The sequence below is a fragment of the Sphingobacterium sp. E70 genome, assembly GCF_019285695.1.
GTDB classification, from domain to species: domain Bacteria; phylum Bacteroidota; class Bacteroidia; order Sphingobacteriales; family Sphingobacteriaceae; genus Sphingobacterium; species Sphingobacterium detergens.
In genome coordinates this window covers 5,805,607-5,831,138 of the sequence record NZ_CP079104.1, presented here as the reverse complement: position 1 = coordinate 5,831,138, position 25,532 = coordinate 5,805,607, and the positions used below count along the sequence as shown (strand labels likewise).

The 25,532-nt window shown below is 35.7% G+C and carries 31 protein-coding genes and 4 pseudogenes; 14 read left to right on the top strand and 21 right to left on the bottom strand.

The window, feature by feature from the left end:
• Positions 1–41: 41 nt before the first annotated feature.
• The 9 genes and pseudogenes from KUH03_RS41640 to KUH03_RS41605 all read right to left on the bottom strand — a co-directional run bounded on the left by KUH03_RS41640 (position 42) and on the right by KUH03_RS41605 (position 7,077).
• Positions 42–833, bottom strand: coding sequence for a DUF4274 domain-containing protein (locus KUH03_RS41640; RefSeq protein ID WP_257090469.1), 792 nt, complete (start codon positions 831–833; stop codon positions 42–44).
• 409 nt (positions 834–1,242) lie between these two features.
• Complete coding sequence (locus KUH03_RS41635) at positions 1,243–1,872, bottom strand: FAD-dependent monooxygenase (RefSeq protein ID WP_257090468.1); 630 nt, start codon at positions 1,870–1,872, stop codon at positions 1,243–1,245.
• Entirely contained in the window at positions 1,863–2,336 is a 474-nt protein-coding gene (locus KUH03_RS41630; RefSeq protein ID WP_257090467.1) for a hypothetical protein, read from the bottom strand. Before KUH03_RS41630 ends, KUH03_RS41635 begins: the two co-directional genes overlap by 10 nt.
• Positions 2,337–2,690: 354 nt before the next feature.
• Positions 2,691–3,247, bottom strand: a pseudogene (locus tag KUH03_RS41625) (VIT1/CCC1 transporter family protein).
• A gap of 233 nt (positions 3,248–3,480) precedes the next feature.
• Positions 3,481–4,230 carry a hypothetical protein gene (locus KUH03_RS41620; RefSeq protein ID WP_257090466.1) on the bottom strand — a complete coding sequence of 250 codons (750 nt, stop codon included), beginning with the start codon at positions 4,228–4,230 and terminating at the stop codon, positions 3,481–3,483.
• Positions 4,231–4,771: 541 nt separating this feature from the next.
• Positions 4,772–4,963 (bottom strand): hypothetical protein, encoded by a 192-nt coding sequence (locus tag KUH03_RS41615; RefSeq protein ID WP_257090465.1) that lies wholly within the window; start codon positions 4,961–4,963, stop codon positions 4,772–4,774.
• 431 nt (positions 4,964–5,394) lie between these two features.
• Positions 5,395–6,051, bottom strand: a complete 657-nt coding sequence (locus KUH03_RS41610) for a CPBP family intramembrane glutamic endopeptidase (protein WP_257090464.1) — start codon at positions 6,049–6,051, stop codon at positions 5,395–5,397.
• 295 nt (positions 6,052–6,346) lie between these two features.
• Complete coding sequence (locus KUH03_RS50000) at positions 6,347–6,613, bottom strand: hypothetical protein (RefSeq protein ID WP_373564584.1); 267 nt, start codon at positions 6,611–6,613, stop codon at positions 6,347–6,349.
• Between the two features lie 32 nt (positions 6,614–6,645).
• On the bottom strand, positions 6,646–7,077 hold the full coding sequence (locus KUH03_RS41605; protein WP_257090463.1) for a hypothetical protein: 432 nt from the start codon (positions 7,075–7,077) through the stop codon (positions 6,646–6,648).
• A gap of 311 nt (positions 7,078–7,388) precedes the next feature.
• Between KUH03_RS41605 and KUH03_RS41600 the strand changes: the two genes are divergently transcribed.
• On the top strand, positions 7,389–7,934 hold the full coding sequence (locus KUH03_RS41600; RefSeq protein WP_306429339.1) for a fasciclin domain-containing protein: 546 nt from the start codon (positions 7,389–7,391) through the stop codon (positions 7,932–7,934).
• 218 nt (positions 7,935–8,152) lie between these two features.
• On the opposite strand, the gene KUH03_RS41595 is transcribed toward KUH03_RS41600, so the two are convergent.
• Positions 8,153–8,557 (bottom strand): hypothetical protein, encoded by a 405-nt coding sequence (locus KUH03_RS41595; RefSeq protein ID WP_257090462.1) that lies wholly within the window; start codon positions 8,555–8,557, stop codon positions 8,153–8,155.
• A gap of 105 nt (positions 8,558–8,662) precedes the next feature.
• Between KUH03_RS41595 and KUH03_RS41590 the strand changes: the two genes are divergently transcribed.
• Positions 8,663–9,382, top strand: a complete 720-nt coding sequence (locus KUH03_RS41590; RefSeq protein WP_257090461.1) for a hypothetical protein — start codon at positions 8,663–8,665, stop codon at positions 9,380–9,382.
• A gap of 44 nt (positions 9,383–9,426) precedes the next feature.
• Here KUH03_RS41590 and KUH03_RS41585 read toward each other — a convergent pair whose 3' ends face one another.
• The 5 genes from KUH03_RS41585 to KUH03_RS41565 all read right to left on the bottom strand — a co-directional run bounded on the left by KUH03_RS41585 (position 9,427) and on the right by KUH03_RS41565 (position 12,615).
• Positions 9,427–9,807: a hypothetical protein gene (locus tag KUH03_RS41585; protein WP_257090460.1), complete on the bottom strand. Its 381-nt coding sequence runs from the start codon at positions 9,805–9,807 to the stop codon at positions 9,427–9,429.
• Between the two features lie 227 nt (positions 9,808–10,034).
• Entirely contained in the window at positions 10,035–10,589 is a 555-nt protein-coding gene (locus KUH03_RS41580) for a hypothetical protein (protein ID WP_257090459.1), read from the bottom strand.
• 600 nt (positions 10,590–11,189) lie between these two features.
• Positions 11,190–11,546: a hypothetical protein gene (locus KUH03_RS41575; protein ID WP_257090458.1), complete on the bottom strand. Its 357-nt coding sequence runs from the start codon at positions 11,544–11,546 to the stop codon at positions 11,190–11,192.
• Between the two features lie 146 nt (positions 11,547–11,692).
• The gene (locus KUH03_RS41570) at positions 11,693–11,878 is read right to left on the bottom strand and encodes a hypothetical protein (protein ID WP_257090457.1); all 186 of its coding nucleotides are present in this window, start codon (positions 11,876–11,878) and stop codon (positions 11,693–11,695) included.
• A 269-nt stretch (positions 11,879–12,147) separates the two neighbouring features.
• On the bottom strand, positions 12,148–12,615 hold the full coding sequence (locus tag KUH03_RS41565) for a hypothetical protein (RefSeq protein WP_257090456.1): 468 nt from the start codon (positions 12,613–12,615) through the stop codon (positions 12,148–12,150).
• A gap of 86 nt (positions 12,616–12,701) precedes the next feature.
• Between KUH03_RS41565 and KUH03_RS41560 the strand changes: the two genes are divergently transcribed.
• The 4 genes from KUH03_RS41560 to KUH03_RS41545 are packed head-to-tail and all read left to right on the top strand — an operon-like array spanning position 12,702 to position 14,537.
• On the top strand, positions 12,702–12,881 hold the full coding sequence (locus KUH03_RS41560) for a hypothetical protein (protein WP_257090455.1): 180 nt from the start codon (positions 12,702–12,704) through the stop codon (positions 12,879–12,881).
• Positions 12,882–12,894: 13 nt separating this feature from the next.
• The gene (locus KUH03_RS41555) at positions 12,895–13,509 is read left to right on the top strand and encodes a DUF2711 family protein (RefSeq protein ID WP_306429891.1); all 615 of its coding nucleotides are present in this window, start codon (positions 12,895–12,897) and stop codon (positions 13,507–13,509) included.
• 34 nt (positions 13,510–13,543) lie between these two features.
• Positions 13,544–14,158 (top strand): DUF4304 domain-containing protein, encoded by a 615-nt coding sequence (locus KUH03_RS41550; protein WP_257090454.1) that lies wholly within the window; start codon positions 13,544–13,546, stop codon positions 14,156–14,158.
• A 46-nt stretch (positions 14,159–14,204) separates the two neighbouring features.
• Positions 14,205–14,537, top strand: a complete 333-nt coding sequence (locus KUH03_RS41545; protein ID WP_257090453.1) for a hypothetical protein — start codon at positions 14,205–14,207, stop codon at positions 14,535–14,537.
• 492 nt (positions 14,538–15,029) lie between these two features.
• Here KUH03_RS41545 and KUH03_RS41540 read toward each other — a convergent pair whose 3' ends face one another.
• A complete protein-coding gene (locus KUH03_RS41540; protein ID WP_257090452.1) occupies positions 15,030–15,224 on the bottom strand; it encodes a hypothetical protein in 195 nt (64 codons plus the stop codon).
• Positions 15,225–15,315: 91 nt separating this feature from the next.
• Here KUH03_RS41540 and KUH03_RS41535 point away from each other — a divergent pair, with 91 nt between their 5' ends.
• Complete coding sequence (locus tag KUH03_RS41535) at positions 15,316–15,738, top strand: hypothetical protein (RefSeq protein ID WP_257090451.1); 423 nt, start codon at positions 15,316–15,318, stop codon at positions 15,736–15,738.
• Positions 15,739–15,881: 143 nt separating this feature from the next.
• Here KUH03_RS41535 and KUH03_RS41530 read toward each other — a convergent pair.
• Positions 15,882–16,837 (bottom strand): annotated as a pseudogene (locus KUH03_RS41530) (Rpn family recombination-promoting nuclease/putative transposase).
• A 420-nt stretch (positions 16,838–17,257) separates the two neighbouring features.
• On the opposite strand from KUH03_RS41530, the gene KUH03_RS41525 reads away from it, so the two are divergent.
• The 3 genes from KUH03_RS41525 (at position 17,258) to KUH03_RS41515 (ending at position 18,732) form a co-directional block, all read left to right on the top strand.
• Positions 17,258–17,683: a hypothetical protein gene (locus tag KUH03_RS41525; protein ID WP_257090450.1), complete on the top strand. Its 426-nt coding sequence runs from the start codon at positions 17,258–17,260 to the stop codon at positions 17,681–17,683.
• A gap of 175 nt (positions 17,684–17,858) precedes the next feature.
• Positions 17,859–18,299, top strand: a complete 441-nt coding sequence (locus tag KUH03_RS41520; protein ID WP_257090449.1) for a DUF4241 domain-containing protein — start codon at positions 17,859–17,861, stop codon at positions 18,297–18,299.
• Between the two features lie 175 nt (positions 18,300–18,474).
• Positions 18,475–18,732 carry a hypothetical protein gene (locus KUH03_RS41515; RefSeq protein WP_257090448.1) on the top strand — a complete coding sequence of 86 codons (258 nt, stop codon included), beginning with the start codon at positions 18,475–18,477 and terminating at the stop codon, positions 18,730–18,732.
• Between the two features lie 259 nt (positions 18,733–18,991).
• On the opposite strand, the pseudogene KUH03_RS41510 reads toward KUH03_RS41515, so the two are convergent.
• The 4 genes and pseudogenes from KUH03_RS41510 to KUH03_RS41495 form a co-directional block, all read right to left on the bottom strand.
• A pseudogene (locus KUH03_RS41510) lies at positions 18,992–19,300 on the bottom strand (cupin domain-containing protein); the annotation flags it as partial.
• Between the two features lie 209 nt (positions 19,301–19,509).
• Positions 19,510–19,773: a DUF4267 domain-containing protein gene (locus KUH03_RS41505; RefSeq protein ID WP_257090447.1), complete on the bottom strand. Its 264-nt coding sequence runs from the start codon at positions 19,771–19,773 to the stop codon at positions 19,510–19,512.
• Between the two features lie 71 nt (positions 19,774–19,844).
• Entirely contained in the window at positions 19,845–20,423 is a 579-nt protein-coding gene (locus KUH03_RS41500; RefSeq protein WP_257090446.1) for a Crp/Fnr family transcriptional regulator, read from the bottom strand.
• A 237-nt stretch (positions 20,424–20,660) separates the two neighbouring features.
• Positions 20,661–20,969 (bottom strand): YtxH domain-containing protein, encoded by a 309-nt coding sequence (locus tag KUH03_RS41495; protein WP_257090445.1) that lies wholly within the window; start codon positions 20,967–20,969, stop codon positions 20,661–20,663.
• Between the two features lie 390 nt (positions 20,970–21,359).
• On the opposite strand from KUH03_RS41495, the gene KUH03_RS41490 reads away from it, so the two are divergent.
• The 4 genes and pseudogenes from KUH03_RS41490 to KUH03_RS49995 all read left to right on the top strand — a co-directional run bounded on the left by KUH03_RS41490 (position 21,360) and on the right by KUH03_RS49995 (position 25,353).
• On the top strand, positions 21,360–21,836 hold the full coding sequence (locus tag KUH03_RS41490; protein WP_257090444.1) for a cyclic nucleotide-binding domain-containing protein: 477 nt from the start codon (positions 21,360–21,362) through the stop codon (positions 21,834–21,836).
• Between the two features lie 175 nt (positions 21,837–22,011).
• Positions 22,012–22,905: a cyclase family protein gene (locus tag KUH03_RS41485; RefSeq protein WP_257090443.1), complete on the top strand. Its 894-nt coding sequence runs from the start codon at positions 22,012–22,014 to the stop codon at positions 22,903–22,905.
• Positions 22,906–23,032: 127 nt separating this feature from the next.
• Positions 23,033–23,257: a hypothetical protein gene (locus KUH03_RS41480; protein ID WP_257090442.1), complete on the top strand. Its 225-nt coding sequence runs from the start codon at positions 23,033–23,035 to the stop codon at positions 23,255–23,257.
• Between the two features lie 786 nt (positions 23,258–24,043).
• Positions 24,044–25,353, top strand: a pseudogene (locus tag KUH03_RS49995) (DUF6377 domain-containing protein).
• Positions 25,354–25,532: the final 179 nt, after the last annotated feature.

The following is a 25,532-nucleotide window of genomic DNA, read 5'->3' as shown; positions in this document are numbered from 1 at the left end:
CTTTACAACATTTATTTTGTTACAGCTTTAACCCGCTTTTCTTAATGCTTCTGGTATCTCCCAAACGATCTTTTTCTTGTTGTAATCGACTTTTCATCGTTCGTGGGATCATAACTCAATACTTCAGCATAGACGTTGTTTTTAATATCGCTGATAATTGCATTTAGTTTTTCGTTGTTATCACTATAAACCGCACATTCTGTATACAATCGCCAAAATACCAACACAGCGATACCTTTGTCACATAAGGGATGTTGCAAGATCAAGGTTGCGGATTCTGGCTCATTCATAAAATAGGCTATGTTAAATAGGTCAATCGCAGATTCTGCACGGTTGACGTTATTTCTCCAGTCAACTTCTAACCAATCCTCTACCTCATCCGCCTCGTAATAGATATAGCTATCTTCCCCATTCGTTTTCTGATAAATCCAGTCAGGAATAGGGAATGTGCTTTCACAAAATGGTGTCGGATCAAACCGAATACCGCTATGCTGATAAAAGCTGTTTGAATAGTTTTGTAAAATTGTTTTCAAAAGCGTAAATACCTCGTTGTGGTATACATCCTTTAATACTGTATCCAATTTATATTGCTGATAGTCCTGTGGCTGTGCCAACCAGAATAACGTTAAAGCTGTTGCTTCGCTGCAGAGCGGGCTTTCAACAATCCACTTCAACACTTTTACGCCATTGTCCCAGTTATGACCTGTAGCTAAATAATGTAATTCTTCCGAAGTTTTTAGTTCCCAGAATTTTGACTCTTCCACCTCATTTTCCGGAATACCTTCATTGAAATGAGTATTTATAAACGCTATTTGTTTATCGGAGATTTTCATGCTCTTAAATTCTACTTGTCGAATGATCAATATTAAAAAGAAAAGTGGAACGAAAAAATCACGGTTATCAGTGATCTTTTGTTTACCGGAATCTTAACAAGGGAAATCTGGCATAGGGATTACCGGTGTTCTTTTGTCCAAACTCATTGGTGATCCCTAATATCGGGAGAAAACTAGCTTTTATAGCCCTCTATAAAAGAAACACAGACCTATCATATCTTTCTTCAATCTAGTTTAATTCAGTCAATTGTAGATGGATACACTGAACTGGTTCCGGCTAAGTGTTACCTATTCGTAATCTGGTAGTATAATTTCTTTCGCTCTATTCTTCTTATTGTCTTTTTATCTCCTGAAAAAACGCGCATCAACCATTTTACAGGTTTGCTTCCAACAATGGCTATCAATTGATTTAGGAGTGCAACTCCGACTCTCGACTCGGATATACTATACGAGGAATACCCGGAGGCAGCTTTTGACACTCTTGAACGTAGGGTTTCATTATTTTTTCGTAGTTACGGAAAGCCTCTTCATAATTACCTGCTCTATAAAGCTCTCCAGCAAGGATATAGGCGCCTGCCACGGCAAGGTCTGTACCTTTTCCTGCAATTGGTGTAGCACACCAAGCGGCATCACCTGTAATGACAACCCTTCCCTTAGTCCATTTATCAGTCTTGACTTGACTGACCCTCTCAAAATAAAGATCTTCACTCTCTTTTATCTCATTAACTAATCGTTCAGATTCCCAGCCTGCACCTTGTATACGATCAATAAGCGCTCTTTTCTGATCTGCTTCACTTAGGTCTTTATACGCCTTCTCTTTTGCCAGAAAAGTTACCGAAGCCCTTGTCTTTCCATAATTATCAGGCCTCAACATAAATACAATGCCCTTTGGCGCATTATACCAACGTGCCCACCGACTGTCGGTATTATTTCGAAGGATAGTAAGATAAGCGGTATATAAACCTAAATAGTTAAAACGAGGACGACCGCCAAAGGCAAGATCACGCGTTGCAGAACCGATACCTTCAGCTATAACCACAATGTCAAAGATATCCTTTTTCCACTTGCAAAATCCACCTTGACCTCATTTTCACTTTCTATCAAATCAATGATGTGATCACCAAAAATATATTCTACACGCTTCGCGGTGAGATCGTACAGTATCTTAACCAGATCGCCACGTAGGATCTCAAGTTCCTGAGTCATGCTCATTGAACTATCAGATGGAAATTCTGCTATTGTATGATTGTCGGAATTAACGAAACGTAGCCCAATCTCGGTGGTATTATGTGCGCGGATCTCTTCTAAAATACCCATCTTAAGCGCAATTTCTTTTGCTGGTCCTTTCACGTCTATATTCTGTCCGCCCAGTCTCAAAGCTGCCGCACGCTCTATCACGGTAACCTCGAAGCCGTACCTATCCAGCCAGTAAGCCAATGTAGGACCGGCGATGCTAGCACCCGAAACCAATATTTTTTTGTCTTTCATAATTATAATTTTCAATCTTTTGATTAGACAAACAACCTAAAGATCAAAGTAGTTCAAAAATACACGCAAATTTTTCACACGGGTTCTATAAAAATCCGAAAAAGCAAGTAAACCTTTTTTGTGTAAAAACACACTATAAAGTCTCGTTACTTTATACCGGCATATGAAAGACTGAACACAAAAATGCTGTAATCGAAACTGCAACAAGTACTGAAAGAATTTATAGTAATGAACTAAGCGATATTTACTCCAAAAAGATGACCTATTAATGCAGTCACACCCATTGCTATGGTACCCCAAAAACAGATCCTGCCCACAGCAACGCCTATATTTGAGCCCCTGTTTTTGCAGAAATTGCCCCAAGAATCATTAAAAAATAATCGTAAAACCATATTGTAAATAGACCATCAGCTCAATTGGTGCAAATAATGATACCATAAATGGAAGCACGGCTCCGAGAGCAAAAGAGCCAAATGATGCTATTGCCGCCAACAGAGGCTTGGCTTGCGTTATTTCATTTATCCCCAATTCATCATGAGCATGAGCCCCTAATGCATCGTGCGCGGAGAGTTCTCGCGCAACTTGCTGTGCTGTCTCCGGACTTACTCCTCTCTTCTCATAGACCTTCGCCAACTCCTGCAACTCTAGCTCTGGCATTTCTTCGAGCTCTTTTTGCTCACGCAATAGATCTGCTTTTTCAGTATCTTCCTGCGAGCTTACCGAAACGTATTCCCCGCAGCCATAGACATTGCTCCTGCAATCAAACCTGCCAACGCAGCCAATACAATGGTATTCCGATCAGGATTAGCGGCCGCAACTCCAATAACAATACTTGTAGTCGATAACAGTCCATCATTGGCGCCTAATACCGCAGCACGAAGCCAACCCACACGATTAACATAATGCTTTTCTAATGGAAGGTGCATAACTATATGTACGAGTAAAAGATAATTAAATGTACTAAATTATATGATTTTGTGGTAAAGTAATTTCCAGTCAATACAAAAGAACGTCATACTGTAGCTTCCATTGTAATGTTTTATAACTGTTGTCACAATATGAACAAGCAAAATTTTAGAAAACGTCGGTAAATTTCAGTAAAAAGATCAAGAGTAAGCAACCTTCTCCTTTCTAAATCGGATATAATATGTAACCACGTTTAGAAAGATAATAACAGCCGCGATAATAGCGGATAAGAAAACAAGGTTATTGTTTTTGTATTTGCGACTGCAATAGCCATTAAAGCCCAAACTGCTACCAGGCCGAATGTTGGCATATTGCGTCTCCAAATCATAAACAAATGGATTAATAACGCTACTGTAAACATAGAAATCGTCCAAACCGTATCCGATAATCCAAAACCATCCCAACGAATCTTGGTTAAATAGGCAGCAACATTGGCAATTAACGCAACAGAAATCCATCCAGCGTAAATATGGAAAGGTACTTGTAGAAAGATACGGTCTACTATGGTAAAGTGGTTTATGGCATTTAATGTATTATGAATTATCTTTAACAGTGCTACAAATAGCAAAATCATCAATAAAATAGTGGTAAACGTATAGTCATAAAGCCAGGAGATCACCCATAGACTATTTGCTAGACAGGAAATGAGGAACCACCAACCTACCTTTGAAATTATCTTGTCTTTTTCAATTGTTTGCTTGCTAAATGGCCCATAATAAACAACAAACCCAAGAAGACCTAAATAAATAAGCGCCCAGATCGAAAATGCATAACCTGCTGGTGTAAATAGATTTTGGTATTTGGCGGATATCGTTGCCATTGTTTGTCCATTAAATATCCCTGTATTGGAGAGGTAATTAATGATGATAGTTACTACCAATGCGATCCCGTTAATCATTTGAAATATCTTTTTCATATTGCGCTGCGCTAAATTAAGTTTCATAATTACAAAAATTCCTTTTGCTGTCTTGCGAGTAATTATTTAGAGTAAAATTATATCTAGAACTAAATTTAAAAAGACAAATTTATAGAATTTTTGACACGAGGCTATTTTATATTTTTAAAACTCAGGACAAAATTATAGTCTGATCTAAGCTACTAAATCAATGTTTTTTGCTGTTGACAAAAATACTTATATAGCAAAAATGTATTAGTTACTGATATAACGATCAATATGATATATAGTGGGGCTTTATCGACACAACAATCAGTTCTTTTAACTACGGCCTTCCCTACTCTTCTTCTCGACTGTGCGTACAGCCTAAAGTGTATTTAGTCCATGTGGTAATAAAAATTTTATATAAAAAAGTTAAACATATGTAAACGTTATTTAGTATTTATATATATTTACCAGAATTAATGAAAGCCTTAAAATTAAGACGATCAATGTTGTTGACCACTTTAAATATATAGTATTAATGCCGGTCATCAATCTGGGGCTTAGTAATGAACCAGATTATTTTTAAGAACTCAAAACCTAAATGTTAGAATTTAATCCCTGGATTTTGATTAATTGAAATCTGCCGGACATCTAAAGCAAGGCTTAACTTAAAATGAATAACAGGTGTAATACCCAAATATGAAGCGATGTAATGTTGAGGAATACGTTGTAAAACTTCAGGGCGTTGTTTAAGCAACTCTTCGTATCGCTTTTGCGGTTTGTCTTTAATACGCAAAAGAAAGAGTTTTTGGTAGAAAAGCAGTCGATCCAATGTAAGGTCTTCTATTTCATTTTTAAGCGTTGTTTTGGCAGGATTTCCTGTCGTTTAAAAAGATGGCTGAACTTTTCCCACTCGGTTATATTTTTTGTTTTTCTGCTTGTCATTTACAGTATTAATAGTAATCCGGATGATCCATAAAATTACAAAAAAATTATTGATGCCGGATGTATCATTGAGAATCAGGAGAAACCTGCCAATGTTGGAGAGGTGTTATTTTTTTTTGCATTTCAATACAATCTAATCACCAAAAATACCCTAAATAAGCATCATCAGGATTTTCTTAGGAGCTGTTAACCATATGCATGAGCCTCTTTTATTTCTTTTGACTTCATTAAAATCACGGTTTTAAATCTACATGGTAGATTTATTTCTTTAACAGCAATAGATCAATATGTAATACTTCCAAATACACCTTTATAAATAAGGATAAGTGTAATAGTGTCAAATAATGCATGGGAGATTATAGGAATCCAAAGGCTACCGAACCTCTTATACAAAATAACCCAATACAGCCCTCCCATGAATGCCGCGATTACGGCGAAGATATCTTGCTGCACATGGTAAAGACCAAAAAGTAAACTTGTTAAAAACATAATGATCAAAGGACTGAAACCTTTAAAAATCCTTTTCTCAAATACATTTTGTATATAGCCACGAAATACGATCTCTTCATAAAATCCTCCGATAACGATAGCTGCGAATACTGTCATTATCAACCTAGTCATACTGCTTTTGATAAAATTGTATTCCGTATAATCTGGAACTTCAAAAAAGTATTTAATACTCGGAATATATACGAATTGCATAAAAGCAACCCAGGTTAATGCTGTAACAACTCCTAAGATAAATGCTCTTGAAGTAAATTTTTCCTTTATCAGCCCAATATCCCTAAAGGTCTTTCCTTCCTTTCTTAGCATGAGGAAAATTGCTCCTAAACAAACAAGAGCATAAGAATAAAAAGGTAATGGTACAAAGTGTGGAAATATAATAAGAAATACAACAAATCCAATATTTCCAATTGTTGAAACTATCTTTCCCTCCATAAGCTGCTAAAATGAAATGTTTTGTTAAGTCTACAAGTTTTTGAAAAGCTAACAATTTGGTATAATAAAGTTATACAATTTAAGGGCATTTTTAAATTGTCATTTGCATGAATAAATCTTGTATAGAAAAATGAGACCGACCAGATAGGTCAGTCTCATCGACGAGACAGAATTTTCCTTTTGCCCATCTTAACGCGTTAAAATCCCATTATAGGTTTCAGAAGAAGGTAAAACAGATTAAAACTCTAACGTTTAGGATGATAATTAATCTAAAATAGATAACAATTTCGCTTGTCTAAGCCTTCTTTTTATGAGCTATAGCTATCATTATTGTCATTAAAGTAAGAGAACACAATGATGCATAGAGCGTGCTCAATTCGAGGCCACCTTTTGCAAATGGTTTTGTAAGGAAATCACCAAAAGTTGCTCCAAAAGGTCGTGTAAAAATAAAAGCAATCCAGAATAATAGGATTTGATTGAGTTTGGTGAAGTAATGTAACAGCACCACCAATATGATTATACTACCAGTTACCATAGCCCCATGTAGATAGCTCAGTCCCAAGTTGTCACTTAGAAAATCGCCGAATGCAGTTCCTAAACTATTGAAAACAGTACAGCTATCCAGAATAGCAGCTCTTTTTTCTTTTCAACAATTGGATATACTTCCAAATTTTTATAGGTTCTATACCAAAATAATATACTTACCGCCAGACAGAGCGCTAATATTATACTTCCAAACAGATAACCCATGTGTAGGGTTCGATCAATAAAGTCAGAAATCTCGGTACCTAAAGTAGTCGTACCTATTATAACAAACCAATACTTTACAGGCTCATATTCTTTGGCATTGAGCTGGATCAGCAAGGCGACAACTAAAATGACTAAAGTAATAGCTAAACCTGCCACATAGCCGTAATTGAGCGTCATGGAAATGAAATCACCCAGAGTTTCTCCCAAGGTTGTAGCCACCACTTTCATCAGCCAGAACAAAAGTGTGATGGGCGCTACTTTATTTAGATACTTCATCTTCTTTTTTAAACAAAGCTATCGTTCAATTTTGAAGAAAGTTAGAATTGGTTAGAACGCTATTTTAGAACGTTTTTTCTCTCGATCTGTGCAAACTGATGAAGGAAGAAATTAGTGAATTTATAATTCACATGTTATAGGCTAATTGAAATCGGTATAGAAGAACTTCAAACTTTAAGAAAAGTAAAGTTTGCAAATAAAAATTTTGTTCATTAATGCAATCCAAAATTTTTATTTGTTCGTAAATGATCGTATAAAACTTTTAGATCATAAATCAAAAAAATAAAGATCATGAAACTCAAATCAATTTTATGGATTACGGCCAGCGCGGTAACATTATTGGGAAGTACTTACATCAGTCAGGCCCAAACCAAGGAAAAAACTGTCATGGTTGGGGCGCACCAATGTATCCTTCCAAAAACATTATTGAAAATGCGGTCAATTCTAAAGATCACACGACCTTAGTAGCTGCGGTAAAAGCTGCGGGCTTAGTGGAAACCTTAGCAGGCCCCGGTCCTTTTACAGTACTGGCTCCTACGGACAACGCTTTTGCCAAAGTACCTAAAGAAGCACTAAACAACCTCATGCTGCCCGAAAACAAGGCTAAGTTAAGCTCTATATTGACCTATCATGTAATCCCCGGAAAATGGAGCACTGCACAGATCAGCAAAGCAATTAAAGATGGTAAAGGAATGTATGTAGCCAAATCAGTCCAGGGCGGTGAGCTTACTTTTTGGATGAAAGGAAAAGATGTATATGTAAAAGATGCGCAAGGTAATAGTGCTAAGGTAACAGTTGCTGATGTCAATCAGTCAAATGGGGTGATCCATGTAATCGATGCGGTATTGATGCCCTAGAAATCGCAGTCATACTATTCGATCATTTAACGTGTTATACAGAGACAAGTTTAACAATTCTTTCTTAATCCGATAGCATAATAGAAAATAGAAACAATGGTAAAAAACGAGCAATATCAAATATTGCTCGTTTTATTTTTAAGTCAATTAGGTAAAATTGAAGTAGTCAAGAATTAATCTGACAGTTGCAATAAATATTGCTGTTCTAATATAATATCTTACCTATAATATTTTGACCAAGCTTTGAAATAAGGTTGTAGCTTTTCACTGAGATTCATCTTGACCCATTCTCGATCAACTCCCTCCTCCGTGTATAATATTTCGAGGATACCAACATGCACGATATTGATGATTTCACAGTTGTGACTTTGCCCAATATAATTGAGATAATCAAAGGAACTTTCGACAAAGGAGCTTGTCCGGTCTGCTATGATCTGGCCGCCAAGATAAGTCGCAAATTCGTTCATAAATAAGTATGTTAAACGATCTGAGAAAAAACTATCTTCCCCCATTTCAACAATTTCCTTGTACTCGGGTACTTTATCAAACAAAATACCTGTTAATGTATCAAAAATAAAAATGTCAATTTCTTCTAACGGCTTCATCTGGAGTTTCAAATTCATGTGCTATCAAGGTACAAAATAGGTATTAAAATTATCGTTACTGGGTTATATATTTTGTCTATTTAAATCCTCTTTTGTAAATTCAATAGCTAGTAAAGCCATATCATGAAATTAATTGTAAAAATATTCCAAATCTGTCTTGTTATAGTGCTTTTGTTGGGATATAAAAACTCGTCATGGGCGAAAGCTATCACAAAACTAGCAGCAACAGATTCATTAATCGTATTGCATTTTCAGACAAACGACTCGCTAGTTTACAGTCAGGACTATTTTGACAATATCTTAAGAATTCATCCTGAATTTGTATTTGAAGAGACACTTAATCCCACATTAAGCTATCAACTGCAACACGATATCGAGTTCAATAGTGAGGCTGGAAAGGACAATTATTGTATGCTCTACGCCTATTTCTTAATGAACGTAAATGGCCAACAGAGATATGCAGCACAGCGCAAAATATTATTTCGCTTATTTTCTAAAGTGAATGAATTATTTGCTTTTATTGAACAAGGAGGCACATATTTTGGACATCAACAGAAAAGATTGCTTGCGGAAGTGGAATATGCGATCTACCTGATGTCCAAAGATAAAAGCGAGCTTCGAAAAACATACGATATCAACAAACAAAAGCAGCTGTATATTCAGGGGCTTAGACAGCTCGTAGCTGATGAAGTAGCAAATAATGAGGGAATTGAACCTCAGCAGAAGTCAAGCCAAATCAAACAGCTTTACAAAATAGTAGATGATATAAATCTGTTAATAACAGATAATTTCCTATTGAGAAGAGTGCAGAATTTTCAAAGCAATTATTACGAATATTATTGACGTTAAAAGACATCAAATAAAATTACTGTTAGTGTATTAAAAGGCTACATACCGGGAGGAGTGCGATAAGTCATGATTTCCGTACCATTAGACTTTTTCACAATCTCCTTTGTATTTCTAAGTATTAATGTATGACTTCCAAGTTTGCTATATGATACAAAGTCTCCATCGCGAGTTTGTTTGCAGACAACAAACATATGCCAGTTGCCGTCTGCCGGAAGTGAGATAATCACTTTTCTCCCAGACCTCAATTCATTTTCTATCGTTTGAAAAAGGCTGTCCATCGGAAAGGTTTCATCACGAGGCAAAACAAATTTTTGAGAAAAAGTAATACCGTATAATTCTTTATTGTCAAAATCACGAAAAGAACCATCCGCTTTGTTCTGCCATTCATTTTGTAAGTCGTAAAAATTAAAGTCCACCAATTTATAATACTTTAGTACCATTTCGACAGCAGATGGGATGCAGGACATTTGAAAAAGTTGGTTGTGGTTATTTATGACAGTATCAAAAACTCAAACTCATCCTTTTTTTGTGTTTGAGCCTCCGCGTGAGAAAAAAAAGATGTGGATATTATCACGACTAAACTAAAGAGAACTTTTTCATAATTTAAATTATTTTTGATTATCGCACAAGACATGCTGACATCTCTCTACATATCAGGCGGAATGCTGTACGTCATGATTTCTGTACCGTTAGACTTTTTTACAATTTCTTTTGTATTTCTAAGTATCGTTGTATGGCTACCTTGTTTGCTATAAGAAACAAATTCACCATCCGGAGTCTTTTTATATACGAGAAATATGGACCAGCCTGTTTCCACCTGAAGTGCGATAATTACCTTTTTACCGGATTTCAATTCATTTTCTATCGTTTGAAAAAGACTGTCCATTGGAAAACTTTCATCTCGTGGCAAATTAAACTCCTGGGAAAAAGTAATTCCGTATAATTTCTTTTTGTCAAAGTCACGGAAAGAACCGTCCGTTTTATTTTGCCACTTAAGTTGTAAGTCATAGAAATTAAAATCCACTGCTTTGCAATACTTTAGCACCATTTCAATGGCTGAAGGGATACCTGAAACCGGAAAGATTTGATTGTGGTTGTTTACAACAGTATCAAAAAAATCGTAATCGTTGTTATTTTTTGTTTGTGCGTTCGCATGAAAAATAACCGACGTGGTTATTAACAAGACTAAAATAAAGAGCATCTTTTTCATAACTTAACTTATTTTTGATTAATTGGGTCTCTACGTAGTAGATAAAAGCTTTATTGTTTCAGCATAACCCATGTTGTTCTTTTTGGTTGATTTTGATCTTAATTGTTTATCAATGATTTTTACCTGCGTTTAACGCCAAAACTGGTCCTTATTGGATCATCAACCTTTCGTAAAATGATGTACGGAAGCAACAAAATGGAACTACCGGTTTCTAAATCTTCATGGGTTATATAATGTTTTTTCAAATATCTCGAAATATCGTTTACAGTTATAGAAAAATACATTAAAAACAAAAACTTTAGTAGCCTTTCTGTTTCAATATGTTGTCGATTTTTATCATTATTAATCGGTGTGTCGGATCTTAAATCTACAAAGTTGTTATGGGCTTAGAGGTATTATAGTCTATCTGCAAATCCTCCATTTTTTGTTTAGCATCCTCAAAGGAGAGGAACGAATTTATTATTTAGGTATTTATTGCGAGAACCTCCTATAAACTATTTGAAATACGTATTACCCGTTGGCTATTCGCTATCATTAGTAATCCCCTTCTAGGACAATTTTAGCATTTAAAACTGTCCATGTTATCTGCATTTATTTTAGCGGATTTTTAGAAATTTCATTATTAAACTTTATAAGCTCATCTAATTTCTGAATAATTTCATTCATTACTGAACTAGAAAATAAGACATTCTTACCATATACTTCATTTCTTATTTCAAAATTACCATTGAAAGAGGAAATTATTGGTGTATAGAAATTATCATTTTTGACACCAATAATATTACTGAACAATAAAAAATCGTGACTAAAGAAAGGATATAGTTTCCAGAAATGCGTTTTAATTTCTTTGATTAACTCAATACTAAATTCGATTTCCTTGTTTTCAATTCTCTCTATTAGGTTAAACCATCTCTTTTCCAGTATCTGTTTTTCAGTTAGTACTAACAAATCGTAATAAAATGGATCAATTTCTACTTTATCTTGAATTGATAAGATGGAACTACTTTCTTTTACCGTCGATGGTTTCGTCGCTATAGGTAAACCATTCTATAAAACGGTTTGCTTTGGTGCTAGGAAAGTCTTTCCTGGAGCGATTATGCCATCATGATCCAGCATATCAGACAGTCTTTTTTTCCGTCTGGAGCAATAATTTTCAACTGGGTAGTGGCACTAACCAGTTCATTATTTTCCTTTTTAAGCTTGGCTTTGAGGTATTTCCAATAGTTTCGGGTTTTGGTATAATCATTCTGATCGGTCAAAACGGCCACAATGTCCAACACTGAAAACCACCGCAGCCCTTGGTATCAGGTAATAGCTCAGTTCCCTGAAGCGCGCCACGCTTTAATTGCGTCGGAGATGTGGCGATCAATTTAAGCGTTGATATCTTGTTTTGATTTTCTTCAAAATACTTCCTGGATCATCTGTTTGTCAAGGCTCAGATCGGCAACATGGGCGTGCTCTTCTTCCAGCTGACGGAGCCTACACAGTTCCGAGACACCCGGACTTTCGATCTAATTTTTTTATGCGCCTTATAACTGGTATCCACATATCAAAAATCATAAACTGTTACTTGAATATCTTTAGTCGTCAACGAAGAGTTTATCAAAGGTTCTATCTTGTCCCAGGTTCCACCTGCAAGTCCGCATCCAATTCTCGGCATATGAACAGTCGCCTTTTTATCAATTGCAAACTGTGCGACTTTTTCAAGTCCCAACAAAATTGCGTCATAACGAATCGGTGCATTACCATTTTCATCTTTGTTGATTTTATGCTGGCCTATTAAATTTGCAACCCAAAGTTCATTTTCGACTTGTACAAATTGAACTTGTCCAAGATTAAAATTGTCTTTTGCCTTGAACCATCCTTTGTATTGTTGTTCTGGCTGTTTCCAACGTTTAGAAACTGCCATCACAAAGCCTTTTCCCCACCTGCCGATGTCATTGCAAATGTGAACAATGATTTTGTTTCCTGATGCTGTAGGATTTGTTGCGTCTCCTTTTATGTAATTTATTTCCATGCTCTGAGTTAGCTGATGCTGTTTTCTCTACAAAATTACATATATTGGATTAGAAATAAAGGCTATACATATTTGACCAATATTTTATGGGTAACATATTTGACGAGGAAAAGTTATATCCTTATGAAGGAGCAATAAAAGAGCATTTCGAAGATCATTATGACAGCGTTTTCATTGCATTCCTCCCCTTCTTTCAACTTGACAGGGAGGAAACTGATAAAAGTAATCTAAAAAAGCCAAGTTACTATCGCATGAAGAAGCGCTGAAGGAAATTGATTTATTAAAAAACTTCCCGAAGCGAATAGGGAAATCTATAGTTACGACAATGACCGATACCCTGCCGATGAAGACATTTTTCGGAAGGGCAAACCAATACCTTGGAAAAATATCGTGAAAGGTTCTGATCTTGCAGATTATGCGGATCTCAATACAGCCCTACGAACTTCACTAGGTGCGTTAAACCGAAATTTTACGAGAGCGGACCTCATGGAAAAGCTTAACAATTATACGGATAGCGAAAGTATCTACCATCCGACCGAAGGTGCCTTTGGTATGCTTTCAAAGATGGTTATCTATAAAGCGTTCAAACTCCTGGGAAGGGACCAGATCATGATAACCGACGAGTTTTATGAACAGACCTCAACTGTAGATCTTGATCGACTAACCGAATATGAATTCTGTGATGAGATCGGCGGTAAGGACTATTACTTATACTCGGCTGATAAAGAAATTCTGTTTACCATTGAATGGGATAGCTTTTTCTTTCTCATCGCAACAGATCATAAAAAATGGATCAGCTTATCGCTAGCAATTTGTTTGAGGGTTTTAGCTGTAATGACCATACAGAACATTATTGGGAATACACCTTGGAGTAAAATAACAATTATAGTCTGAAATAGGCTCAGTATAATATAGTATCACAGTATTTATGAAAACAGAAACTCAAGAAAAATTTGACAGAATCATAAAGGAAAGCTTTATTGAAATCTTAAAACCGCTTGGTTTTAAAAAAAAGGCTAACAATTTTTATTTGCCGCTTGAGAAAATCGGTCACATCATAAATATTCAAAAAAGTAGATCTAGCACCAAAGATGATATCCTTTATACCATAAACGTCGGAATATTTTCACCCGAATATTGGTTAGCTCGCTTTAACTACAATAACAAAGATGTACCGGCATTTCCCACCGAACCTGAGTGTTTAATAAGAAAAAGAATTGGCTGTATGAGAGGGCTAGACGATACGTGGTATACTATAACAACGACGACAGATGTTGAAGAACTAATTGTCGAAATGAAATATAATATTTCAGGCTTTATTTTACCATTCTTGGAAAAATTAAACACTGAACAAAAGCTTATCAACGAACTGGAAACTTCTGAGCAAACCTTACTGCACACCGCCGCTAAAATGACATTTTTCGCAGAGCTAAAGCTGCTGGATAAAGCCAGAGCTGAATACAGGAAAATATCAAAAGAAAATTATAATCCATATCAAATGGCAAGCCTCAAAGAATATGCAGAAAAGCAGGGTTTAATTTAATAAAATAGGTTTTCTAATTGGCATTTTATACAGCGATTAAGACAGGATGAAGATATTAGACTTTTTCAGAATATTTAAACGAAAGATTGCATCAAAAACTAAGAGGAATACATACTTACCCCTGTCTTGGGACGACGATTATTGTCAAATTGAAATTGTCCCCGCCGAAAATAGGGAGTCTATAGAGAATAGGATTACAGAAGTAAAAATTCTCGCGGATCAATCAAGAGAGGGTCTGGGTTTTACTGAAATATTCGAAGTCGGCCAGATGTCTATAACGACTTTTTCAAAAGAAATCCTAACAGAGCCGCTGAGTCAACTATTAACAAATTATAAATTTGAAAAAGCAAAAGCATTAACTATGTCGGCTATAAAATAGCCAACTGCGAAACAACATCGACTAAAGCTTTTGGTTTCTCAAACTTCACTATATTTTTGATACAGAAGAAGAATTTGTAAAACATATTTGGCTTTCTATCAACGCGACAGCTTCTCGAACGGAAATTTCGCGAGAACAATTCAAATTAATTAAAGACGCACTATATAGCTTAGGTGAAGAATACGAAATGGTTTTAGCGGACTGGAATAGCTTTCAATTAATCGATTTAAGGAACAGAAATCAGATTGAAAAATATCTTAACGGTTACTGGAAATAGTATTCGAAGATCAATCATTCCTAGTTCCATTTTCATAATGATAGTTACCAAAGTAGTTTCGTTATATCAACTATTTAGATTTGCCTAATCATCGTTAATCGCATAATTATAGAGTAATTTTGCCAGTTCTTCATTAGAAAGGAACCTGTTTTGATTATTATGTGCTTCTTCAATGGCATTTAAGAAATAATAAAAATCAAATAAATTATAGGATTTTATTCCATTATCTGTATATTCTGTACTCCTCCAGTTTTCTCAATTTCAAAATATCTCAATTCATTATCAATATTCAATGGAATCTCCATAAAAATCTCGATCACTTCGGATCCCTCATTTAACGACTGCAGAAGGCAGAATTCTTTGAACGAACCACCACCCCTAAAAAAATCAATTAACTCTAAAAGCTTCATCTAACGCTGATATTTTATGTTAAATTTAAACAAATCTTAAAACACGTGGCAAAGAATTAAAGATAACAAAAACAGATAACTCATATTTATTATGAAAAAGAAAAAGGCTCCTCGCATTGTTCAGTTGAGAGATAAATTAAATGATTACGGTATATTTGCTAGTGAGCAATTTGCAAAAATGGGATTTCTTCGCGTAAAAGTTACAGCTTACATAAGCAATGACGTTCCAGGATTTGTCCGATGTGAATTTACTGATATAGATGGTGGTCTGCATATTATTGAAGAGAAAGTTCCTGTTCTATCTGACCAAGAATGGGACGAGAATACATCGTACCCTTTTTGGATACTCGTTCCTGGACAAATATTGGATAGCCGTGTTGAGATATCAATTACCAAAACAGGAAAAGAAATAAAAAGAAAGATCGTTAAAATATCTCTTGAAAAACCGTGGGGCATTTATGACACCAATGATGGGGCTATTTTTGAGATCTTTGATGAGGATATTGTGTGGTGAGACAGATATTATTGACCACCTCGACAAAAACGGCAATGGTAGTATGAATATAAGTAACTGGGAATTAATTAAGGACTTTTTCGCAAATAGAATTAATTCCGTTATGCAAGACAGAAGACAGAAAACCTTTAAGATAGCTGCAATTATAGAACCTTAGAGTTTTCGACCTCTTCGATAGAGAGCCCTGTGCCCTTAGCGATATCAGCTATTGGTAATCCCATTTCCTTAAATGCTTTAGCAGTCTCAAGCGCTTTTTTGCGCTCCCCTTCTGCCAGACCTTTAGCTTTACCTTCTGCTTTACCTTCTGCCAAACCTTTAGCGTGACCTAAAGCTTCTCCGGATTTCATGGCCGAATTGAATACGCTCTCCGCATCGCGCTTATGTTTTAAACTTGCTTCGTATGACATGAGTTCCTCCTCCGTTAATTTACCTATCTCTCCTATCTCAAAGATAAGACCAAATATTCTTTTATCCAAAAAGGATGGCAATCTATCCATGGTACTCAAATGTTTAAGTAAGTATAACCACTGATCCATAACTGTCTTTAGTTCTTCCGGCTGTTTATTAAATAATGGAAGCGAAATCATCTTATACCCCAATTTATCATAAAATATTTCTTTGGTCAATTTGTCACACAGCGCCACATCATAGAAATAAGGGCGCTCTGTGATACGAGATATACCAGAACTTCCGTTTCTATCCATGTCAAACTCCAAAATACCAATAAAGTAAACCTCCGGTAGGTAATAATCACTACCCTTCTTGCCTCGCGCTAATTGTTTATTGATGAGACGTGAGGTATAATACACCGCGCGGTCCTTAAAAATTCTTGAAAGAGCTGCTGCATCTCAATGATGAAAACCTCACCATCACTGCCGATACAATGCAAATCAAATACAACACGACGCATTTCCTCATAGTCGCCATCTTGTTCTACAGGCTTATATCTTAGATCCGAAATTATCTTCTCTCTATGAAATAGACTATTGAGAAACTCAATTAGTAAGATTTTGTTGTCCTCTCTACCAAAGTAAAATTTCCAACCGAAATCGGTACGTGGATCTACATACCTACCCAAATGTTTTTTTGATTTAGCCACAATATTTATTAATTGGTTATCAAGCAAATATACAATAATAAATTTAAAAATACTAACATAATTAGCAAAAAAACACAGACCATAAAGTAATTTATATTGATAATCAATCGGACGAGCTGAAAAGTTACAGACAGACTAGTCTTTATCAAATTTTATGAGTTACTTAGTAAATAATGCAGCCAATTTTGACGCAGTCAGCACTATTATAAATTATTACTTAGACGGAACCAAAAGTAGAATGATAAATGAAAAAGAATAAATGATTTATTAAAAGAGATTCGAAATAGTAAGTCTGGCAATCCCTCATGGGGTTTCTAAAATTCCAATTGATCTCGCTTAACACCATTTTTATTGACAATTAATAGCCTTTTTTATACTTTTATTTTTAGTATTTAGATAGATAAACGCTCACTTTTAACAATGAAAAGTATCATGAATTCAGTCACATCTTCTCATTATATTAAGAGCTTAGCATTTGACTACATCGAAACATATTCCTTCCAGCGCGGAGACGAATATCAAGCGGCAATGCAAGTATTAAGACCTGAACGGAATCGCTTAAAAGTGAGAAAACAAAAACGAAACAATCTCAATGAAAACGAAGAAATTCGCCTGAGTGAACTGGACGCCTTATTGGCTATGACACAATACTTAATCGACAATAATGGACTGTTTCATTTTTCTAGTCAAAGAACCAATACTTTTCAGTACGATCATGAGGTAACCAAGCTTCTAAGGAATATTTTGCTTACAAAAATAACTGATGTCAACAATTGGATGTGCGCCCCATTTACAGGGATGCTATCGTGTTCTATAAAAGTTCGGGCGAAATTATATCTGCTTTGAATATCTGTTTAAGTTGTGAAGCAATGGCGATAGATAGTTCCAGTCAGGTTATCGCTGATGGTAGCACATATGAACTGCTCAGAAAGTTCTTTAAGGAGATAGGTCATCCTGTAGAGTCATGAATTAAACAAAGATAATTATATTCCCTATGTGCAGAAGTATAATAATAATATGTATGATGACCGTCGTGCTATTTTCGTGTAATTCGAAAAACAAGGCTCCAAGTAATAATAACGACATCATTGGACCAACAACCGAATTTGACCTGACTGATACGATCCCGAAAATAACCATTCAAGATAGCACAATGGCATTCCCACAGCTATTTGAGGGTAGTTTCGCGAAAGACACAAAAGTAGCGCAATTCGGCACGGAAATAACGTTTGATAAGATAGCTGTAGGAAATCTAAAGGTATTATCAGGTCAGATTATCGCTACTGATCCCGTTACCTTAAGTGATGCGATTGCTTTTAATGAGGAGTTCCCTATTGGTGAGTTCCCGGTCGAATTGGCAATGGCAAATATCAGCGCCAATAAGGATCGAAGGGTCGCATTTGCACGAGTAAAATTCAAATGTACTCTGGCTGAAGCTGTTATCCGAGAGGAAAAAGACTGATGTAGACTATATGTGGAAGATACCGAAAAGTCGGAGAATATAACCCTATTTTGAATGTTTTGATTTATTTGACACGAATATTTAATCTATAAACAGCTACCCGTTTGGCTAATTTTCCTATTATCAAGAAAATACACAAATTAATGCTTATCTTAATGACTAATTATATTACCACATGAAAAGATATTTATTATTTATTGCGCTGCTGGGGCTAGGCTTTGGCGCGTGTAAGAAAGAAGAAGCCGCAAAACCGTCTATTGAAACTATTAAAATTGCGGGTCACGAATATCCAAAAGATTCTACGTTTACGGTATTTTCGAAATATTCAGGCTTACCTTTAGAAGGTCTTAAATTCCTTCAAGATGAAGAAGTTTTCATTTACAATGATTATCTAAAAGTATTACCTTCCGATTATCTAATTCTGAAAAAGTGATGAAAAAACTAATATTTTCAATCTTAGCCATAGTAGTGACGTTATATGCATCAGCGCAAGTGAACTTAGTAAAGGTAGCTGACTATTTTGATGATTTCCAAATAACTAGGCGATGAGGCAAATTGAAGTTTAATGCAGACCGATTGTTTTACAATAGGCTTCCTCAAGAACTTTCAATCGCCCCTTTTTATTGCAATTTTCGCAACAAGATCTAAAATAGGTTCTACAATTTTCATTGCTCCTGTCATCTTGGAATTATTCAGATAAATAAACAAAGCAAGATCTGAAAACTTTTTGGTAGTCCGTTTCTGTTTGTAAGACCATCCTTGGCTAATCCCAAAAGAATAAGTGAAGCCTGTTCAAATTCAATATTTCCAGGATCTATGGTTGTCCGCAACCGACATACAACCTTAGACCTGTTATGGAAAAGATGTGTTTCATTGGCTGCTATAACTATTTGGTTTCCTGGCTTTAGTTGATAACGTTTACCGTCCTTGCCCACTTCCAGTTCACCTTCTAGAATTTCAAACTTCTCCGAAAATAACGTATGATAATGCCATGGTGTTTTTGCTCCAGGAGCAGATCACACTCACTTATTGTAGGGCCACCGTTAACCGCAGATTGAACTAAATCAAAGGATATTTGATGATGAGAACTGCTTTGTTGTCTTTTTGTATAAGAAGTACTGAACCTATTATAACGCAGACCGCTACGGCGATCAGATGAGCTATGCCATGCTGCCAATCCCTTCCATCTTTGATCATTACGATCATGAGATCACCCAAAGGGTACGACAGTGGCTGCGAGCAGTGCTATGGCCAGCGCCTTTCTTTGCTTTGTCAATACGAAAAGCACTAGGAGAATACCCGAAAATAGATCTCGAATTCCTTTTATATAATGAAAAGAAAAATCATTGTTGGTATCGGTCACGATACCATAATCAAACTCGGCCTTCAATGGCGAAACCAAAAATCTCATACCGATAAACAATAGTCCCAGCCCGGTTAAAAATGAGATAATGTAACAAATTCTAGTTGTCATAATTTTATCTGTTTGTTTGACAACAAAGTTATTTGTAGGGTCATTAGGTTTCGTGCACCTGGGTTAATAAATTAGTCACGTTGTGTATTTCTCTTTCGTATACGGCTTAATGACTGGGGCTTTACACCGACGTAAGAGGCAATATAATATTGAGGAATCCTTTGTACGAGTTCAGGATATTCTTTTATAAATTTTTCATAACGAATTTCAGGTGAATCCGTATAAAAAGAATTAAGGCCCCGAAGGGTTTGAACAAAAACCTGCTCTATGACCAATCTACCAAAACGTTCTCCATTCCTGATCTCGGCATAAAATATTTGAAGATCATTATAGGAAATTACAAATAGCGTACAATCTTCCAAAGCTTGAATCGCCTGCCTTGAAGGTTTTTGCGGGATAAAGCTTTCATTGTTGCAGACAAAATCCATTTCTTTACCAAATCCGTATGTTTTCTCTTCCCCATCGTGGTTGATATAATATTGCATAACACCACTGATAATAAAACCTACCTGGCGGCAAACGTCTCCTTCGGCCAAAAAGTATTCTCCTTTACCATATTTCTTTTCCCTAAAAAGTCGTGAAATAAGATCCTTATCTGATTGATCAATGGTTATGGTGCTTGCAATTGTTTTTAATAGTAATTCTATCATAGCAATTTGAATGGGTAAAAAACTCAAATTCTGTTCTTATTTAGGAAATGGTGTCCAGAAGATTTAGCCACAGTTCATAGCGTAGGCTGAAAATACCAAAACTATTCAGCCACTAAGCCTCTAATAACGCGCCATTAGGCTTGAAATAAAACTATAATTTATTCATGCTACCACTGAAAATCCTGTTGTGTAGGTTCCCAAAAATTAATCTGTCTGAATATACCATTTTGCAATCGCTCATTTTTTTGAAAGATCCCGTATATTTACGATGGCTTTGCTATATTTCTTTTTGACATCCGATGCGACGCCGTTGGCAGCTGTTGAAGTTTTAGAGATAATCTGATCTTTTATTTTATCGTAGTTTTCAGTAGCGGTCTCCACCACCTGATTTGCTTTATCTTTTACCGTAGAAGACATATTAGTATACTCATCCTTGATTTTGTGTTTAACTTCCACATATTTATCCTTAGCCTGGCCTTTGAAATCCCTGGTTTTATGCTTAATTTTCTTTCTATTATCTTTACCTTTATTGGGCGAAAAAGCCATCCTATCAAAGCTCCGACTGCCGCTCCACCGATCATTCCCAAAAGTACTCCTGTCGTATTATTTTTGTACCTGCACATAGTGTTTTACTTTAAGATTAGTAATTAATCACTAACACGCTATGTTCGCAATTAATATACCAAATCCTCTAACTGCTGCTGTAAAGGATAATTTAGATAAACGACTGATTTTAGAATTATTTAATTTTGGACAAAAAAGACAGGCAGATTCCCAAACAATGTGTTGAACATATATAACTCTCAACCCTTACACGGGCAGATATCATTGGGTAAGATAATTGTTTCATTTTTGGGTGATATTCATTACTTTTAACTATAGGATCGTGGACGGAAGAAATCCGTCATGTAACCCAGATTTTTAACCGTTTTGAATTTGGAAAACAACCAATTAGCTCAATTCATTGAATACTTTGCAAACCTCTTCACGTTAGACGATAGAGAGGTTTCACTCTTGAAGGATAATGTAAAAATTTATACCCTACAAAGGGAGAGTAACGTCATAAACCCGCCCTCAGCTATAGACAATCTCTTTTTTCTGAAAAAGGGGATCGTACGAAGTTTCTACCAGAAAGATTATAAAGAAATCAATACCGAATTCTTTTTTGAAAATGAATTTTTTACTGCGTTTACAAGTTTTCTGACCCAGGAAAAAACGAACTTATATTTTCAATGTATTGAACAATGCGATCTGATAAGTATACCAAAGGCGCTCATCGACAGATTAATCCGGGAGGATACCAAATGGAATATTTTATTGAAGAATATTTTGGCCAAAGAATATATCAAAAATGCCGTAGGGAAAGTTCGTTTCTACTGCTGGACGCCAGTGAACGCTATCACTATTTTCTAAAACAGTTCCCAGATGCAGATAATCGGATACCGCTTTTCCATATTGCTTCATACCTTGGCATGAGTCCTGAAACACTCAGTAGGATCAGAAGTAAAAAAATCAATCAAATTGATCTAAGTCAAGTAAACAATATTTAGATTTCCACACTTTTGTCATAGTAAAATTGAAGCATCTTATGGAAAAAAGAATAAAATTTGACTTCGAGATATTCTTTACGAATGGTGGTAGTATCAAAGGGGAAGATTTCAGATTAGATATATCGGGAGACAATATCAGTGACAGTGTCCTGGCGGACTATATCGTTGAAGATATGCATCTGCTCATGGTAGGAAAAGTCAATATCCTCAATAAAGAAATCCTGATTGAGCCCCATAAACGTAAACCAATTGATGAAAGTATGGCGAAAGAATTTTTAATAGATTTGAGTCATACAATCGAAGATGGATTGATAACTTACAAGGGGCTGCCGGCACCTCATATTTGCGATTATCTCTCTAGGGAACAGTCAAAACAGAACTATGACGGCGATACATCTTTTCAGATTGGAAAAATAGAGATGGTCACCAATACGGGAACTTATATTGATTGCCCCTTTCATAGATTTGCTGATGGCAATGACATAGCCCAAACTGCCTTAAAGAATTTTGCGCAGCTTGACGCAGTAATGATCCATATACCGTTTACCGAAACCCTGAAAATTACGGAAGATCATCTTAAGAATAGAGAAATCAGAAATCGAGCGGTGTTAATACAGACTGGCTGGGATAGATATTGGAATACGGAGCTATATTATCAGGACCATCCATTTCTTACCGAGCAGGCGGCAATGTATCTTCGGGACTGTAACGTCAAACTTGTAGGTATTGATTCCCATAATATAGACGACACGGCCGGAAGAACAAGACCTGTTCATACCGTCCTATTGGGTGCCGGGATTTTAATCGTTGAGCATCTCTGCAATTTAAATAAATTGCCAGATCAGAATTTTAAGTTCACCGCCGCCCCGCCAAAATTTAAAGGTGTCGGGACTTTTCCTGTCAGGGCATTTGCCTCTATTGAAAAGAAATAATAATATTCAAATAAAAAATCACTTTCAGCAAGAAACACAATTACATGGGAAGTAACGTAGGATTAACAAAAGATGCAGGCTGGCAATTCGGGATCAGAAAAACTGTGCCAATGAAATTGGAAACACTGTGGGAAGTTTTTTTTCACACCGGGGATTAGGCTTTTGGTCTGAAGGTGTAGACCAGAATTTTTCAACAATTAAGGAATATTCACATATCCGAACAAAGTGGAGGCACCGGGATTTCGCAGAAGACGCCAATTTACAGATCAGATTTATTCCTTCGAAAAATAAAGATAAAACAACAATTTCATTTCATGTTGATAAATTAAAAATGAAAGTCAACGTGAAATGACCAAAGATTATTGGTCAAAAGTGATTGAAGATCTAAAGCTGTTGCAGGAAACTTAAATCCCGGTGAATAGTCTGAATACGCTTCTCGATAAAAACTGGGGCAATATGTTCTCCCAAAAATTCGAGCATTATTTAAATTAGGGCTTTCAGAATGAAAATGCCGTCTTTTTTGTCACGGGCATGCCCCTACATCACTAAAGATATGGGTGCCTATAACTACATTGCAGCTATTGGATCATAATATCGTGAAATCTCCCTCCTTCGATGGAAGCGGTGGTTGTTACTCTCACGGCATTATTCTTTTCAATCGGGCAAGATATTGTTATGTATACTATGAAAAACGCCATTGGACAAAATCGAGTTATTTATCTATATTTGGCCTACTCAATTTATTTAATGTAAATAGTCCCCTACTAATTTAAATGCGAAAACCTGTATTTATATATCTGATTTTATTTTTTATAGCTACAATTACCAAAGCTAACGCGCTTGTTTTAACAGACTCTTTAATTTTCAATCTGACAAATCTCATTCAAAATAAAGATACTTTTGTTGAGCAAAAGAGCTTTATCTGTCCCAAATAAAAAAAAAGCTGGACAATAGCACCGACAACTTAAATCTAAAATTTGAATTACAAAAACAGCTGAGCAGCTCATACGCATCTTATAAATCTGATTCCGCTATTTACTACGCTAAGAAAAATTTGGATCTGGCGAATAGACTCCAGCATCCAAATTGGATCCTAGAAACTGAATTAGACCTTTCTTTAAACTATCTGGTCGCAGGTATGTACATTGATTCCAAAGATATATTGGATAGAATAGCTGTCAAAAAATTAAACAATCACCTAAAAATAAAATATCTGGATGCTCAAAAAAACTTTTTCAAGTTTTATGCCTACCATAACTATAACCAAAAAAATTATTTAGCAATTAGCCATACCTATCGTGATTCTTTATTAACAATTCTGGATAAAGCGTCGAATCACTACAAAATGGTATATGCAGAAAAGCTGATCGATCTGGACAAGATAAAGGAGGCTAAAGTAATCCTGAATTCAATATACGAAACGATAAAGGAGGATAGCCATGAAAAAGCAATGCTTGCCTTTGCAATTTCAGAAATATACAGAAAGGAAGGCAATGTAGCCAAACAGGGCGAATTTCTGATTATATCCGCAGGTTGCGATATTAAAAATGCGATAAAGGAAAATACTTCCATGCAGGCGTTAGCATTTTTATTGCACCAAAAAGGTTACATCGATGAATCTTATATATGCATAAAATCATCGCTTGAGGACGCAATCTTCTGCAATGCTAAATTTAGGACCTATGAAGTTTCCCAGATTTTCCCAATTATCGATGCCTCCTACCAGGAACATCAGAAACAAAAAAGGAGCAATTGTTTATGTTTTTAATTGTTGCTTCCGTCCTTTCCATATTATTGATACTAGCGATAATATATCTGTATAAACAGATGAGAAAAGTGAGTCGGTTCAGGCTCGAATTATTTAAAGCGAATCAGGATCTCAATAAACTAAATGACGAATTGCAAACTAAAAATCAAGAATATAAAATCGTAAACCAAAAACTGTCCAAATCGAACAATCTGTTGTATGAATCCAATCAGATCAAAGAGGTATACATCGGCCATTTTCTGGATATCTGTTCTATGTACATCACTAAATTGGAGAAATTTCAGACCTTAATAAAGAAAATGATCATGGGAGACAAAATTTCGGAGCTCCTTAACCTGGTCAAATCTAACGAGAGAATAGACAAAGAGAAAAAGGAACTGTTTAATACTTTTGATCATATTTTTCTTCATCTGTTTCCCAGTTTTGTAGACGATTTCAACGCGTTGCTTGCCGAAGATGGAAAGATCATGCTTAAAACGAATGAGCTTTTGAATACCGAATTGCGCATCTTTGCCTTAATCCGGCTGGGTGTAAATGATTCATCTAAAATTGCTGGATTTCTCCATTGTTCACTAAACACAATTTATACTTATCGTGCAAAAATTAAAAGCAAAGCGATCATAGATAAGGATGAATTTGATAAAAACATCATGCAGATCGGCACGATTAAAAGTATTTAGTAATAAGACTCCCGATACGTTTAAATATCCCATCTATACAGCTCTGATTCGTTGTATTACCTATCGTCCTGCGCGCCAAACTTTGATTATCTGGTACGCTAACTGCTATTTCCCGACCTAGTTTACGGCCATCATATCTATATTTTTCTTTAGAAGAATACAGGAATACTCATTAATAA

Excerpts from the sequence above, each read along its gene's own strand:
- KUH03_RS41525 (WP_257090450.1), top strand. The coding sequence starts at position 17,258 with ATGAAAAGTATCATGAATTCAGTCACATCTTCTCATTATATTAAGAGC.
- KUH03_RS41590 (WP_257090461.1), top strand. The coding sequence starts at position 8,663 with ATGAAATTAATTGTAAAAATATTCCAAATCTGTCTTGTTATAGTGCTT.
- KUH03_RS41505 (WP_257090447.1), bottom strand. The coding sequence starts at position 19,773 with ATGACAACTAGAATTTGTTACATTATCTCATTTTTAACCGGGCTGGGA.
- KUH03_RS41540 (WP_257090452.1), bottom strand. The coding sequence starts at position 15,224 with ATGAAGCTTTTAGAGTTAATTGATTTTTTTAGGGGTGGTGGTTCGTTC.
- KUH03_RS41485 (WP_257090443.1), top strand. The coding sequence starts at position 22,012 with ATGGAAAAAAGAATAAAATTTGACTTCGAGATATTCTTTACGAATGGT.
- KUH03_RS41500 (WP_257090446.1), bottom strand. The coding sequence starts at position 20,423 with ATGATAGAATTACTATTAAAAACAATTGCAAGCACCATAACCATTGAT.
- KUH03_RS41515 (WP_257090448.1), top strand. The coding sequence starts at position 18,475 with ATGAAAAGATATTTATTATTTATTGCGCTGCTGGGGCTAGGCTTTGGC.
- KUH03_RS41545 (WP_257090453.1), top strand. The coding sequence starts at position 14,205 with ATGAAGATATTAGACTTTTTCAGAATATTTAAACGAAAGATTGCATCA.
- KUH03_RS41565 (WP_257090456.1), bottom strand. The coding sequence starts at position 12,615 with ATGGAAATAAATTACATAAAAGGAGACGCAACAAATCCTACAGCATCA.
- KUH03_RS41640 (WP_257090469.1), bottom strand. The coding sequence starts at position 833 with ATGAAAATCTCCGATAAACAAATAGCGTTTATAAATACTCATTTCAAT.
- KUH03_RS41605 (WP_257090463.1), bottom strand. The coding sequence starts at position 7,077 with ATGAAGTATCTAAATAAAGTAGCGCCCATCACACTTTTGTTCTGGCTG.
- KUH03_RS41600 (WP_306429339.1), top strand. The coding sequence starts at position 7,389 with ATGGATTACGGCCAGCGCGGTAACATTATTGGGAAGTACTTACATCAG.
- KUH03_RS41580 (WP_257090459.1), bottom strand. The coding sequence starts at position 10,589 with ATGCTCTTTATTTTAGTCTTGTTAATAACCACGTCGGTTATTTTTCAT.
- KUH03_RS41535 (WP_257090451.1), top strand. The coding sequence starts at position 15,316 with ATGAAAAAGAAAAAGGCTCCTCGCATTGTTCAGTTGAGAGATAAATTA.
- KUH03_RS41520 (WP_257090449.1), top strand. The coding sequence starts at position 17,859 with ATGATGACCGTCGTGCTATTTTCGTGTAATTCGAAAAACAAGGCTCCA.
- KUH03_RS41495 (WP_257090445.1), bottom strand. The coding sequence starts at position 20,969 with ATGGCTTTTTCGCCCAATAAAGGTAAAGATAATAGAAAGAAAATTAAG.
- KUH03_RS41620 (WP_257090466.1), bottom strand. The coding sequence starts at position 4,230 with ATGAAACTTAATTTAGCGCAGCGCAATATGAAAAAGATATTTCAAATG.
- KUH03_RS41610 (WP_257090464.1), bottom strand. The coding sequence starts at position 6,051 with ATGGAGGGAAAGATAGTTTCAACAATTGGAAATATTGGATTTGTTGTA.
- KUH03_RS41550 (WP_257090454.1), top strand. The coding sequence starts at position 13,544 with ATGAAAACAGAAACTCAAGAAAAATTTGACAGAATCATAAAGGAAAGC.
- KUH03_RS41595 (WP_257090462.1), bottom strand. The coding sequence starts at position 8,557 with ATGAATTTGAAACTCCAGATGAAGCCGTTAGAAGAAATTGACATTTTT.
- KUH03_RS41560 (WP_257090455.1), top strand. The coding sequence starts at position 12,702 with ATGGGTAACATATTTGACGAGGAAAAGTTATATCCTTATGAAGGAGCA.